We start from the raw sequence: 11,569 nt of genomic DNA, 5'->3' as shown, positions 1-11,569 counted from the left end.
GAAAGTCAAAATACAGAAAAATCGAGCGCCGCATACTGCCCGCGGGCAATGCCGGCGAAGGCCAGCAGTGCCGGCAGGCGCTCGGCAAAGCCCTGGAAACTGTGGTCACCGCCAGCCTGGATGCGCAGGGCACAGCCACGGTAATAGCGCTCGGCGTGACGATAGTCCAGGGTTTCATCGGCGGTCTGCAGCCACACTTGATAGCGGCTGGGGTCCACCGGGGCCGGTACTTCCAGCTCGGCCAGCGCCTGCACGTGGTCGTGGGTCAACTCCCAGGTTTCACCACTGTAGTGATTGCGCTGGGTGCCCAGGTACCCGTCGAAATGCTTGTGCGGCGTTACCGCCGGATTGACCAGCAGAGCCTTGAGGCCATGGCGCTCGGCCAGATGGGTGGCATAGTAGCCGCCGAGCGAACTGCCTACCAGCAGTGGCGCACCCAGCTCGGCGATAGCCGCTTCAAGCTGGGCGATGGCCTGGCGCGGGTGGTGGTGCAGGGCGGGCACGCGCAACTGCTCGGCCATGCCCAGCTGCTGCATGGCCGCCTCGAGCTGGCGTGCCTTGGTCGAAAGCGGCGAGCTGTTGAAGCCATGGATATAGAGGATGGAACCCGACATGCTGCCCCCGGTAATCTGTGGCTTGGCGCCTGATGATGCGGGCGCAGGGACGCGCAGTGTAGCGCGTTCGGCGGGTTTTGACGCAGTGTCACGGGTTTCGCAACAATTTTGCCAGCCCCGCCTGGCTGACGCGGCTCAGTACCCCGGGCTGTCGAAGTCGAGCTTCACCTCGAAGTCCAACGCCCGCTCCACGCCGGTTTCCAGCCGCCCGTCGGCGTGCAGGCGCAACCAACGGTAGCCCGGCTGTTCTTCACTGACCTTGAAGTCCTCGCTGCCTGCCGCGAACTGAATGCAGGTGGACGGCGTGGCCAGCAGACGGCGCCCTGCGCGCATTTCATCCCATGGCTGGTGCACATGCCCCCAGAGCAACGCCCGTACCTGTGGATAAGCGTCGACGATAGCGAACAGCGCCTGCGCGTTGCGCAAGCCGATCGGCGCGATCCAGGCGCAGCCGATGTCCACTGGCTGATGGTGGAAACACACCAGGCAGTGCCGGTCGCCCGCCGACTCCAGGGCCGCTTTCAGCTCCGCCAGCTGCTCATCCTGCAACCACCCGTGGGTCGCTCCGGGCACCGCTGTGTCGAGCATGACGATGCGCCACGCACCGATATCGGTCACTGCCTGTAGCAATTCGGGGGCAACCTGCGCCATCACCCGCGCCTCGTCATGGTTGCCTGGCAACCAGCGAGTGGGCACGGCGAACGGCGCGGTAAGCTCGCGAAACGCTTCATACGACGCCACGCTGGCATCCTGAGACAGATCACCGGTACACAGCAGCAGGTCGACAGGTGTTTGCTCGCGGCGTACCTGGGCTACCACATGGCGCAGGCTGTCACGGGTATTGAGCCCCAGCATGCTGCCGGCCGGGTCAGCGAACAGGTGGGCATCGGTCAGTTGCACCACATGCACGGGGCGCGATTGGTCTGGCTGCGGCAACGGCCGTCTCCTCTAGCGGATTCAGCACGAATTATGGCTGCACAACGGTTGCGAGCAAACACCCGCAGCCGACCCACGTCACAATTCCGCGATCGTCAGCGAACGCTGGCCAGTTCGTGGCCGCAGGCCAGGCAGTGGCTCAGCCATTCGCCCAGGAACAGGTTGAGCTGGGCCTTTTCGTCCGGCTGGTGCATGGCCGCGTTGGGATAAGGGTAGATGCTGCGCAGGCGCCGGGCATGCTCGGCACTGACCACTTCGGCCATGCGGGCATCGTGGTATACCTGCACTTCCAGGTGCGGCACCGGCAGCCATGGCAGGCTGTGCTCCTGGCGCACATGCAGGGTGGTGGTGTACGGGCAGGCGAGCACCACGTCAAGCACCAGAACGCCAAGCATCTGGTCGCCCTGGGTCATGCCGATGCGGCGCGAGCTCTGGGTGGTGCGCATGTCTGGCAACAGGCGCATCAACCGGGCGTAGTTGGCCTCGCAGGCTGCCTGCAGCCCGACCAGGTCCACCCGATAACGCTCGCGCAACAGGTTCACTTCCACATACCTCGTACTTCGTCACGGTTCAGCGCCAGCCATTGCAGGCCAATGATGGTGGCCGCGTTGCAGACACGCCCGTCGCGCACGGCTTGCATGGCATCTTCGAACGACCACACCCGCACGCGGATGTCTTCACCCTCTTCCTCCAGGCCATGCAGGCCACCTGCGCCTTCGCTGCTGCAGCGGCCGAGGAACAGGTGTACGTATTCATCACTGCCGCCAGGCGACGGGAAGTAACGGGTCATCGGCCACAGCGCGCTGAAGACCAGGCCGGCCTCCTCTTCGGCTTCGCGGTGGGCGACTTCCTCGGGTTGCTCATCCTTGTCGATCAACCCGGCGACCAACTCGATCAGCCAGGGGTTGTCGGTCTTGCCCATGGCCCCTACCCGGAACTGCTCGATCAGCACCACTTCATCGCGTTGCGGATCATAGGGCAGCACGCACACCGCATCATGGCGCACGAACAGTTCGCGGCTGATCTCGCGGCCCATGCCTCCTGCGAACAACTCGTGACGCAGGTGCACCTTGTCGAGCCGATAGAAGCCCTGGAAGCAGTTATCCCGCTTGACGATCTCGACCGCCCTGGGCGCTGAGTTCAACGTATCTGACATGGGAATCCTCATTACCTCGTTTACAGCATCGCGCCATCCTACTCTGCACGCCAGCGGGTTTCACCCCTTTCCGGTTACCGTTCGCGCAGTCGGGACAGCGCGCCCGCTCTCTGTTAGCTTAGTGGCGAACTGAAGGCCGCGCAGACGGTCAAAGGCCGACTTTTCCCTGTTCTGCAAGGATCACCATGACACTTGTCAAACTGACTTCCGTGGCCGTGCTGGCCCTGGCCCTGGGCGCCTGCCAGAGCCTGTTCACGCCCAACTACCGGGCGCCGCTCGAGGTCAAACGCGAAGCCTGGGAACATGTCAAACCCGGCTGCAGCGAAAGTGACTGCCCGCTGGTGAACATTGACACCATCCACTTCCCGGCCCTGCCGAAGCTCGACGGCATCGTCGAGAAACGCCTGCTGCAGTTGACCGAAGACAACCAGCGCGGCAACACGCCAACCACCCTGCAAGCCTACGAGCAGCAGTACCTGGCCAGCGCCGACAAGCGCAACAGCAGCTACCTGCAGGCCAAGGTACGCGAGCAGCATGACGGCTTGGTGATCATCGAGCTGTCCAGCTACCTGGACAGCGGCGGCGCTCACGGCATGCCCGGGCGCGGCTTCATCAACTATTCGCGCAAGCTGGACAAGGTGCTGTCCCTGCAGGACATGCTGCTGCCCGGCCAGGAAGACACTTTCTGGAAAACCGTCGAGGAATCGCACCGCGCCTGGCTGATGAGCGTGGGCATGGACAAGGACGCCGAATTCCTCAAGACCTGGCCGTTCAAGCAGTCACCGCACATCGCCCTGACCTACGGCGCGGTGGTGGTGAAGTACGAGGTCTACGCCATCGCGCCCTATTCCATGGGCCACGTGGAACTGAAAATTCCTTACCCACGCCTGAATGGCGTGCTCAAGCCTGAGCTGTTTCCCGGCCGCGGCTGAAACCCAGCAGCCCATGCACCAGTCCGGCCAGTAGCAATGCCGGCAGGGTCGCCCCCAGGTCAGGGGCCTGCGTGGCGATGCCATGATAAGCCGCCACGCCCACCACCCAGGCCAGCAGCGCCTGCCAGTGCAAGCCACTCACTTGCGCTGGCAAGCGGCGACGACGGATCAGGTAGTGGTCCACCAGCACCACGCCGAACAGCGGCGCGAACACTGAGCCGATCAGCAACAGGAAGTTCTCGTACTGTGCCAGCGGCGCCAGCAGGGCGATCAGCGTGCACAGCACACCAATGGCCAGCGCCAGGTGTTCGACCTTCAGGCGTACCAGCACGCCGCTGGAAACGGCCGCCGAATGGATGTCGGCGAAAGCCTTTTCCGACTCGTCGAGCAGAATCAGCAGCAGTGGAATGCCCATGCCTGCGCCCGCCAGGGCCAGCAGCAAGGCGTTGACTTCGCCACTGGCGGCGAAGGCCAAGGTGTAGGCCACGCCCAGGCTCATCAGCCAGGTATTGCCGATGAAATAGCCGATTACCGTACCGCCGAATACAGGCTTGCCATTGCGGGCGAAACGCGAGTAGTCGGCGATCAGGGGCAGCCAGGACAGCGGCATGGCAATGACGATGTCAAAGCCCACGGCCAGCGACATCGAACCGTCCCCGGCGCGACCCCACAACCCAGCCAGGTCAGCCTTGGCAAACAGGTTCCAGGTCAGCCACAGGCATGCGCCCAACAATAGCCAGATGCCCCACGCCCGCAGCACCTTGCGTACGAACGCCAGTGGCCCGCTGACTGCCAGCAAGGTGGCCAGGGCGCCGAAGCACAGGGTCCAGAGCAGCGGGCTGTTCCAGGCGCTGGCTTCACCGAACGCCCGCGCGCCCAGCAGGCTGGCGGCATCGCGCATGACGACGATTTCGAACGCGCCCCAGCCCACCAGTTGCAGCAGGTTGAGTAGCGCTGGCAGGCGTGCACCATGGTTGCCCAGGCTGAGTTTCAGGGTGCCCATGGCCGACAGGCCGGTATCGCTACCGATGACACCGGCAGCGCCCAGCAGCAGCACGCCCACACCCGTACCCAGCGCAATGGCCAGCACCGCGCCGGCAAGGCCCAGACCAGGCGCCAGCATGGCGCCGACCTGCAGCACCATCAGGCCGATGCCGAGGGAGAACCACAGCGAGAACAGGTCGCGGGCACCGAAGATGCGCTGGGCGGTGGGGACCGGGTGGTCGGGGGAAAATTGGCTGGGTGATGTCATGGTTGGCGCTCGCCGGCAATGTTGTAGAGGTTCCTGGCGAGGACTTCGTCCTCGTATCGCGGCACAAGGCCGCTCCCACAGGAGCCGCGCAGGCATCAAGCTTGCGCGGTTCTTGTGGGCGCGGCCTTGCGTCGCGAAAGGGCCGCCAAGCGGCCCCGGCGTTATCAGACCTTGTGGTACAGCTGGCTGCCTTCCTGGCGGAACCGCTCGGCCTGCTCGCGCATGCCCTGCTCGACCGTCACGTCCACGGTCTCGATCTTGGCAGCGTACTCACGTACCTCCTGGGTGATCTTCATCGAACAGAACTTCGGCCCGCACATCGAGCAGAAGTGCGCGACCTTGGCCGATTCCTTCGGCAGGGTCTCGTCGTGGAAGGCACGGGCGGTGTCCGGGTCAAGGCCCAGGTTGAACTGGTCTTCCCAACGGAACTCGAAGCGCGCCTTGGACAAGGCATTGTCACGAATCTGCGCGCCCGGATGGCCCTTGGCAAGGTCGGCAGCATGCGCGGCGATCTTGTAGGTGATGATGCCGGTCTTCACGTCATCCTTGTTCGGCAGGCCCAGGTGCTCCTTGGGCGTGACGTAGCAGAGCATGGCGCAACCGAACCAGCCGATCATCGCCGCACCGATACCCGAGGTGATGTGGTCGTAGCCTGGGGCGATATCGGTGGTCAGTGGGCCGAGCGTGTAGAACGGCGCCTCGTCGCAGCACTCCAGCTGCTTGTCCATGTTTTCCTTGATCAGCTGCATCGGCACGTGGCCGGGGCCTTCGATCATGCACTGCACGTCGTGCTTCCAGGCGATCTTGGTCAGCTCACCGAGGGTTTCCAGTTCACCGAACTGCGCGGCATCGTTGGCGTCGGCAATCGAGCCCGGGCGCAGGCCGTCACCCAGCGAGAAGCTGACGTCGTAGGCCTTCATGATCTCGCAGATCTCTTCGAAATGCGTGTACAGGAAGTTTTCCTTGTGATGCGCCAGGCACCACTTGGCCATGATCGAGCCACCGCGGCTGACGATACCGGTGACGCGCTTGGCAGTCAGCGGCACATAACGCAGCAGTACGCCGGCGTGGATGGTGAAGTAGTCCACGCCCTGCTCGGCCTGCTCGATCAAGGTGTCGCGGAACAGCTCCCAGGTCAGGTCTTCGGCTACACCATTGACCTTTTCCAGGGCCTGGTAGATCGGCACGGTACCAATCGGCACCGGCGAGTTGCGGATGATCCACTCGCGGGTTTCGTGGATGTGCTTGCCGGTGGACAGGTCCATGACCGTGTCCGAACCCCAGCGGATACCCCAGGTCAGCTTGGCCACTTCTTCCTCGATCGAGGAACCCAGGGCGCTGTTGCCGATGTTGCCGTTGATCTTCACCAGGAAGTTGCGGCCGATGATCATCGGCTCCAGCTCCGGGTGGTTGATGTTTGCCGGGATGATCGCGCGACCACGGGCGATTTCCTGGCGAACGAACTCGGGAGTGATTTCCTTCGGGATATTGGCGCCGAAGCTGTGGCCAGCGTGCTGCTCGTTCAGCAGGCCGGCAGCGCGAGCCTCTTGCAACTTCATGTTTTCACGGATGGCCACGTATTCCATCTCGGCGGTGATGATGCCTTTGCGGGCGTAGTGCATCTGCGAGACGTTGGCGCCCGCCTTGGCACGGCGCGGGTTGCGCACATGGGCGAATCGCAGCTTGGCCAGTTCGGCATCGTTCAGGCGCTGCTGACCGAAGTGGGAACTCAGGCCATCCAGGCGTTCGGTATCACCGCGGGCTTCGATCCACGCCGAACGCACATCGGCCAGGCCCTTGCGCACATCGATGACCACGTTGGGGTCGGTGTACGGGCCGGACGTATCGTAGACCAGAACCGGGGCATTGGCCTCGCCACCGAAGTCGGTCGGGGTATCGTCCAGGCTGATTTCACGCATGGGCACGCGGATGTCGGGGCGCGAGCCTTCGACATACACCTTGCGCGAACGCGGGAAGGGTTGCACGGACTGCTGATCGACTTGTGCCGATTCGCTGAGGTTTATCGCTTTTTCTTGTTTGGTCATCACAGGCTCTCCAGACGGCTTCCTAGCAGTGGAATGTCGGGGTGAACCTGAAAGGCGCGGACGCACCCCTTCATGGGTGCAGTGCCGGATATGGGGGTGCCTGAAGCTGCATGCAGCTGCGACATTCCCGGACCTGGCACAAGAGGCTGGCCGGGAAGGCGAGCAATCTTGTTCCCTACGCAGGCGCTAACCTGATCAGGTTCAACGGGATCCGCAACTTTGCGATCTCAGCCTTTGCTTCAAGGCACCCCGACAAGAACATGCGCAGTCTAGACTGGAGTGGTCGGCAAAGCCAAGCAGGTAAATGCGCGGATGATGAAAGGCACACCGAGCGATTGTTGCCGGGTGCGCATGGCACTACACTGGCCCGTCGCCCGATACTCAACAGTTCAGTAATTCAATTTTTCGTACAAGGATTGCCTCTATGCTGCGCAAACTCTCACTGGCAATAGCCGTGTCTTGTGCGTCCAACGGAGTGGTCTGGGCAGCGGACGTGCCCACTACAGTGAAAACCGACCTGGTCAGCGTCTATCAGGAGGCGGTGGACAACAACGCAGACCTGGCCGCCGCCCGCGCCGATTACGGCGCCCGCCGCGAAGTGGTGCCGCAGGCCCGTGCCGGGTTGCTACCGAACCTGTCGGCCGGTGCCGAAATGATGAACACCCGCACCAAGCTGGATGAACCCTCGACCACCAGCAACCGCAGCGGCAATACCTGGAGCGCGACCCTCGCCCAGCCGATCTTCCGTGCCGACCGCTGGTTCCAGTTGCAGGCGGCCGAAGCAGTCAACGAACAGGCGGCCCTGGAGCTGTCGGCGACCGAGCAGAACCTGATCCTGCAAACCGCACAGAGCTACTTTGCCGTGCTCCGCGCCCAGGACAACCTGGCCGCAACCAAAGCCGAAGAAGCCGCATTCAAGCGCCAGCTGGACCAGTCCAACGAACGGTTCGACGTCGGCCTGTCCGACAAGACCGACGTGCTGCAATCCCAGGCCAGCTACGATACCGCCCGGGCCAACCGGATCATCGCCGAACGCCAGGTTCAGGATGCCTTCGAGGCACTGGTGACCCTGACCAACCGGGAATACACCTCGATCCAGGGCGTGGTGCATACCCTGCCGGTGCAGGTGCCCACGCCCAACGACGCCAAGGCCTGGGTCGAAACCGCCGGGCGCCAGAACCTCAACCTGCTGGCCACCAACCACGCGGTCACCGCTGCCGAAGAAACCCTGCGCCAGCGCAAGGCCGGCCATGCGCCAACCCTGGATGCCGTTGCCAAGTACCAGAAAGGCGACAACGACAACCTAGGCTTCACCAACTCGGCTGCGTTGCCAACCGTGCATTACAGCGGCGATGTCGAGCAGACCAGCATCGGCTTGCAACTGAACATTCCGATCTACAGCGGCGGCCTGACCAGTTCGCAGGTACGCGAGGCCTACCAGCGCCTGAGCCAGAGCGAGCAGCAACGCGAAAGCCTGCGCCGCCAGGTGGTTGAGAACACCCGCAACCTGCACCGCGCGGTGAACACCGACGTGGAACAGGTACAGGCGCGCAAGCAGTCGATCATTTCCAACCAGAGCGCACTGGAAGCCACGGAAATCGGCTACCAGGTAGGTACCCGCAACATCGTCGACGTACTCGACGCCCAACGCCAGCTGTACACCTCGGTGCGCGACTACAACAACAGCCGCTATGACTACATTCTCGACAACCTGAGCCTGAAGCAGGCGGCCGGCACGTTGAGCCCGCAGGACCTGCAGGACCTCAGGCAGTACTTGAAACCGGATTACAACCCGGACAAGGACTTCCTGCCACCGGACCTGGCGGCTGCGGCGGCGAAGAACTTCGAGCGTCGCCCCTGAAGCGCAGTCGTTGCAGGGCGGCCTTGTGTCGCGAGAGGGCCGCAAAGCGGCCCCCGGGGATATCAGCGTGAAGCTCATATGCCGGGGCCGCTCTGCGGCCCTTTCGCGACACAAGGCCGCACCTCTGAAATCGCATCGCTGTGATGATCTACCTGGAAATCAGCGCATGAGTTTACCGAGGCCATCGAGCAGTCGCTGCAATGCCCCCTGATTGGCTCGCATCACTGCCCTGCCCGCCTCGCCCATGCGCTGGGCATCCTGCGGCAGCTCAATCAAGCGTCGCACGGCCTCGGCCAACCCATCGGCATCGTCCACCTGTTGCAACGCCCCCGCCTCGCGCAGCATGGCGCTGATCTCGAGGAAGTTGAACACGTGCGGCCCCATCAGCACCGGCAAGGCCAGCGCTGCGGGCTCCAGCGGGTTGTGCCCACCGGTCGCTACCAGGCTGCCGCCAACGAAGGCAATGTCGGCCAATGCATAGAGGAACAGCAACTCGCCCATGGTGTCGCCGACCAACACCTGCGTCTGCGCATCGACCGGGGTGCCCGCAGACCGGCGCACGCTGGTGAACTGTTCGCTGCACAGCGCGTGCACCGCAGCGAATCGCTCGGGGTGACGCGGCACCAGGATCAGCAACGCATCACCATGTACCTGCAGCAACTGCCGATGCGCCTGCAGGATCAAGGCATCCTCACCTTCGTGGGTGCTGGCGGCGATCCACACCGGGCGCTGTTCAGCGCCCCACTGCTCACGCAATGCCCTGGCACGCGGCAGCAGTTGCTCGTCGATCTTCAGGTCGAACTTGATCGAACCCGTGACCTGCACGCATTCAGGGCGCGCGCCCAGCTCACGGAAGCGCCGGGCCTCGGTTTCGGTCTGCACGGCGATCAGGCTCATCTCGGCCAGCATCGGCCGGGTCAGGTTGGCAAAGCGCCCATAGCCACGGGCCGAGCGCTCGGAAAGGCGCGCGTTGGCCAAGGCCACCGGGATGCCACGCCTGGCACATTGATGGATATGGTTGGGCCACAGTTCGGTTTCCATGATGATGCCGAGCTTCGGCTGCACATGGTCGAGAAAACGCCCAGCCGCCCAAGGCAGGTCGTAGGGCAGGTAGCAGTGCTGCACGCGAGGCTCGTCGGCGAACAGGGCGCGAATGCGCTCGGAACCGGTCGGGGTCATGCAGGTCAGGGTGATTGGCAGCCCCGGGTAGGCCTTGAGCAAGGCGCGCACCATGGGTGCCGCGGCGATGCTCTCGCCCACCGAAACGGCATGCACCCATATGCCACCCTGACGCATGGCTGGCAGCTTGCAGGCAAAGCGCTCGCCGATGCGCTGGCCATAGGCCGGCGCCTTGCGCGCGCGCAGGTACAGGCGCAGCGCAACCAGCGGCAGGCCCAGGTGAAACAGCAAGGTATAGAGTGTTCTGTTCATGGCGGCGCAGTTTACCCGATCGCGCGCAGGTGCACTGCAAAGCGCTCGGCCAGCCACTGCGCGGCCGGGCCCAAGGGCTCGTCGCGGCGCCAGGCCAGCTCCGCGACCAGGGCCGGTGGCCGCCATTCGCTGTCCAGCTCGACCATATGTGCCTGGTAGGTCGGGTATTGCACCACGTGGCGCGGCAGCCAGGCCCAGCCCAGCCCACGCATCAACAGCTCGGCCATGGCATAGAAACTGTCGGCGCGCCACACCTGCGGGCTGATTGCCTCGCCGCCGGGATAGCCACTTTGCTGCGGGGTGATCAGCAACTGGCGGTGCCGCGCCAATTGCTGGCGGGTTACCCGCCCTTCGCCTGCCAGCGGGTGGCCGACCGCGCACACGGTGACCATTTCCACACTGCCCAGGGCGCGCCGCTCCAAGGAGGCCGGGATACGTTCGTGGTTGAAGAACAAGCCCAGGTCGGCGCGTCGCTCCACCAGCTTGCGCGCCACATCGCCCTGGGCGCCACTGGCCAACTGCACCTCCAGGAACGGGTAGCGGCTGGCCAGCTCGTCGAGGCTGTCGATCACCGGCTGGTAGGGCATGGCTTCGTCCTGAGCCACCCGCAGCAGGGCCTCCTGACCGCGCATCAGCGCCAGCGCACGGCCATCCAGGCGCTCGCACTGGCGCAACAGTTCACGGGCATCTTCCAGCAGGGCACTGCCGTTTTCAGTCAGCCGGGGTTGGCGGCCACTGCTGCGCTCGAACAAGGTGACCCCCAGGTCGGTTTCAAGCAGGGCTATCGCGCTGCTGATCGCCGACTGGGCCTTGCGCTGTTCGCGGGCCACGGCCGAGAACGAGCGCAGTTCAGCAACCCGCAGGAACGTACGCAGCTGTTCGAGGTTCCACTGCTCGGCCATCGACCTATCTCCCATATAGATAGGTAATGACTTTACCCCATTCAAGGTAAGTCTAGAATCTGCCGCCAGTTACCGGAGGATCTCGCCATGAATGCCTACACCTACCTCGCCATCGCCATCTGCGCCGAAGTCATTGCCACCGCCTCGATGAAAGCGGTCAAAGGCCTGAGCACGCCCTTGCCGCTGTTGCTCATGGTAGTCGGGTATGCCGTCGCATTCTGGATGCTGACCCTGGTGGTACGCAGCATTCCGGTGGGGATCGCCTATGCCATCTGGTCAGGTTTGGGGATCGTGCTGATCAGTGTGGCGGCGCTGGTGATCTACGGCCAGAAGCTGGATGTGCCGGCCATGCTGGGTATGGCGATGATCGTGGGTGGGGTGGTGGTGATTCAGCTGTTTTCGAAGACGGCTGGCCATTGATGTTGCCTGTATACTTGCCA

11 protein-coding genes and 1 riboswitch are annotated in these 11,569 nt (G+C 63.8%); of the genes, 3 read left to right on the top strand and 8 right to left on the bottom strand.

Features of this window, described 5'->3' with window-relative positions:
- Positions 1–5: 5 nt before the first annotated feature.
- From QSV36_RS18600 to QSV36_RS18585, 4 genes are all read right to left on the bottom strand, one after another.
- Positions 6–614, bottom strand: a complete 609-nt coding sequence (locus QSV36_RS18600; RefSeq protein ID WP_225779455.1) for a YqiA/YcfP family alpha/beta fold hydrolase — start codon at positions 612–614, stop codon at positions 6–8.
- A 135-nt stretch (positions 615–749) separates the two neighbouring features.
- Positions 750–1,550 carry a 3',5'-cyclic-AMP phosphodiesterase gene (cpdA, locus tag QSV36_RS18595; protein WP_289133682.1) on the bottom strand — a complete coding sequence of 267 codons (801 nt, stop codon included), beginning with the start codon at positions 1,548–1,550 and terminating at the stop codon, positions 750–752.
- A gap of 95 nt (positions 1,551–1,645) precedes the next feature.
- Complete coding sequence (locus QSV36_RS18590; protein WP_114170587.1) at positions 1,646–2,098, bottom strand: DUF1249 domain-containing protein; 453 nt, start codon at positions 2,096–2,098, stop codon at positions 1,646–1,648.
- The gene (locus QSV36_RS18585) at positions 2,089–2,706 is read right to left on the bottom strand and encodes an NUDIX domain-containing protein (protein ID WP_289133681.1); all 618 of its coding nucleotides are present in this window, start codon (positions 2,704–2,706) and stop codon (positions 2,089–2,091) included. The genes QSV36_RS18590 and QSV36_RS18585 overlap by 10 nt, the downstream gene beginning before the upstream one ends.
- A 185-nt stretch (positions 2,707–2,891) precedes the next feature.
- Here QSV36_RS18585 and QSV36_RS18580 point away from each other — a divergent pair, with 185 nt between their 5' ends.
- Positions 2,892–3,638, top strand: a complete 747-nt coding sequence (locus tag QSV36_RS18580) for an RsiV family protein (protein WP_289133680.1) — start codon at positions 2,892–2,894, stop codon at positions 3,636–3,638.
- Here QSV36_RS18580 and cytX read toward each other — a convergent pair.
- Positions 3,607–4,890, bottom strand: a complete 1,284-nt coding sequence (gene cytX / locus QSV36_RS18575) for a putative hydroxymethylpyrimidine transporter CytX (RefSeq protein ID WP_289133679.1) — start codon at positions 4,888–4,890, stop codon at positions 3,607–3,609. The two genes, QSV36_RS18580 and cytX, sit on opposite strands and share 32 nt — an antisense overlap.
- A gap of 164 nt (positions 4,891–5,054) precedes the next feature.
- A complete protein-coding gene (thiC, locus tag QSV36_RS18570; protein ID WP_225779460.1) occupies positions 5,055–6,935 on the bottom strand; it encodes a phosphomethylpyrimidine synthase ThiC in 1,881 nt (626 codons plus the stop codon).
- A gap of 155 nt (positions 6,936–7,090) precedes the next feature.
- A riboswitch (TPP riboswitch) is annotated at positions 7,091–7,197 on the bottom strand.
- 162 nt (positions 7,198–7,359) lie between these two features.
- Here thiC and QSV36_RS18565 point away from each other — a divergent pair.
- A complete protein-coding gene (locus QSV36_RS18565; protein WP_289133678.1) occupies positions 7,360–8,796 on the top strand; it encodes a TolC family outer membrane protein in 1,437 nt (478 codons plus the stop codon).
- Between the two features lie 159 nt (positions 8,797–8,955).
- Here the strand turns inward: QSV36_RS18565 and waaA are convergent, their stop codons facing one another.
- Positions 8,956–10,227 (bottom strand): lipid IV(A) 3-deoxy-D-manno-octulosonic acid transferase, encoded by a 1,272-nt coding sequence (gene waaA, locus QSV36_RS18560; protein ID WP_289133677.1) that lies wholly within the window; start codon positions 10,225–10,227, stop codon positions 8,956–8,958.
- A gap of 11 nt (positions 10,228–10,238) precedes the next feature.
- Positions 10,239–11,129, bottom strand: coding sequence for a LysR family transcriptional regulator (locus QSV36_RS18555; protein WP_225779463.1), 891 nt, complete (start codon positions 11,127–11,129; stop codon positions 10,239–10,241).
- An 87-nt stretch (positions 11,130–11,216) separates the two neighbouring features.
- On the opposite strand from QSV36_RS18555, the gene QSV36_RS18550 reads away from it, so the two are divergent.
- Positions 11,217–11,549: a DMT family transporter gene (locus QSV36_RS18550; protein WP_225779464.1), complete on the top strand. Its 333-nt coding sequence runs from the start codon at positions 11,217–11,219 to the stop codon at positions 11,547–11,549.
- Positions 11,550–11,569: the final 20 nt, after the last annotated feature.

Source organism: Pseudomonas sp. BCRC 81390, from assembly GCF_030341915.1.
Lineage (GTDB): Bacteria > Pseudomonadota > Gammaproteobacteria > Pseudomonadales > Pseudomonadaceae > Aquipseudomonas.
Note: the sequence above shows the minus strand (reverse complement) of the source record. Positions and strands in the feature narration are given on the sequence as shown.

What these genes read in the sequence shown, in the direction of transcription:
- QSV36_RS18555 (WP_225779463.1), bottom strand. Translation starts at nt 11,129, where the DNA reads ATGGCCGAGCAGTGGAACCTCGAACAGCTGCGTACGTTCCTGCGGGTT.
- QSV36_RS18585 (WP_289133681.1), bottom strand. Translation starts at nt 2,706, where the DNA reads ATGTCAGATACGTTGAACTCAGCGCCCAGGGCGGTCGAGATCGTCAAG.
- QSV36_RS18580 (WP_289133680.1), top strand. Translation starts at nt 2,892, where the DNA reads ATGACACTTGTCAAACTGACTTCCGTGGCCGTGCTGGCCCTGGCCCTG.
- QSV36_RS18600 (WP_225779455.1), bottom strand. Translation starts at nt 614, where the DNA reads ATGTCGGGTTCCATCCTCTATATCCATGGCTTCAACAGCTCGCCGCTT.
- waaA (WP_289133677.1), bottom strand. Translation starts at nt 10,227, where the DNA reads ATGAACAGAACACTCTATACCTTGCTGTTTCACCTGGGCCTGCCGCTG.
- QSV36_RS18565 (WP_289133678.1), top strand. Translation starts at nt 7,360, where the DNA reads ATGCTGCGCAAACTCTCACTGGCAATAGCCGTGTCTTGTGCGTCCAAC.
- QSV36_RS18550 (WP_225779464.1), top strand. Translation starts at nt 11,217, where the DNA reads ATGAATGCCTACACCTACCTCGCCATCGCCATCTGCGCCGAAGTCATT.
- cytX (WP_289133679.1), bottom strand. Translation starts at nt 4,890, where the DNA reads ATGACATCACCCAGCCAATTTTCCCCCGACCACCCGGTCCCCACCGCC.
- thiC (WP_225779460.1), bottom strand. Translation starts at nt 6,935, where the DNA reads ATGACCAAACAAGAAAAAGCGATAAACCTCAGCGAATCGGCACAAGTC.